We start from the raw sequence: 1,023 nt of genomic DNA on the forward strand, positions 1-1,023 counted from the left end.
CGGCTGAACCAACACCCGCCTCGTTAGAGAAAGTTGCACGTTTCAAACCTTGGATTAATGCGCCAATAAAACCACCAGCCACGCCAGCACCTGTGAAGGCACCTGTAAAAATTTCACCAAATGCCGCACCGATATGATTAAAGTTTGCAACCAGTACGATGACACTCATGGTGATATACAATAACGCCATAAAGGGTACGACTTTTTCAGTAACGGTTGCGATACGAGGCATACCACCAATGATAACCATACCGACTAAAAATGCTAAGCCAACACCAAAGAATATACTGTAATCCGTTGGAATACTAAAAGTAGAGCTCATGACTGCAAAGGCTTGGTTACCCTGAAACATGTTACCAGCACCAAAAGTCGCCAATATAGTCATGAGTGCAAAACCAACGGCTAACACCTTACCGAATCCGCCCATACCACGTTCAGCCATACCACGGCTCAAGTAGTACATAGGACCACCCGACACGGCACCAGAGGGCAATATCGTACGATATTTGACACCTAACGTACACTCTACAAACTTGGACGCCATACCGAACAGGCCAACCATAATCATCCAAAAGGTAGCTCCAGGTCCATCAATGGCGAGTGCCGCACCCACACCTGCAATATTACCAAGACCAACGGTACCCGATAGAGCAGTCGCTAAAGCTTGGAAATGACTAACTTCACCCTCTTCTTTAGTAGCAGGGTTTGGATCAGTATATTTACCTCTGACAATGTCTAGAGATAGACCTATAAGACGAAACTGGATAAATCCAAAGTAGAAGGTAAATATGAGTGCTGCAACTAATAACCAACCTACGATGAGTGGAAAGCTGACATCTCCAAGAGGTACTGAAAAGAAAATAAGATCGACGAACCAGCCAAAAATATTGGCCATAAAGCCATCGAGGCCAGCACCGAATGCTGCCAAACCTGATTGTTCTGCTGCTTGCGCAAGAGTAGTACTAAGTAATAGGATCGTTGCGACTAAATATTGTCTTTTCATGTAAATTCCTTTAGCGAAAA

The 1,023-nt window shown here is 44.5% G+C and carries 1 protein-coding gene; it reads right to left on the minus strand.

Going from position 1 to position 1,023, the window contains the following annotated elements; genetic code table 11:
• Window positions 1–1,003 (minus strand): alanine/glycine:cation symporter family protein (locus ACT3SX_RS15240; protein WP_444753403.1); only part of this gene is annotated, 1,003 nt, incomplete at its 3' end.
• Window positions 1,004–1,023: the final 20 nt, after the last annotated feature.

It is taken from the genome of Psychrobacter sp. AOP31-B2-9 (genome assembly GCF_052378005.1).
In the GTDB taxonomy this organism is placed as follows: Bacteria; Pseudomonadota; Gammaproteobacteria; order Pseudomonadales; family Moraxellaceae; genus Psychrobacter.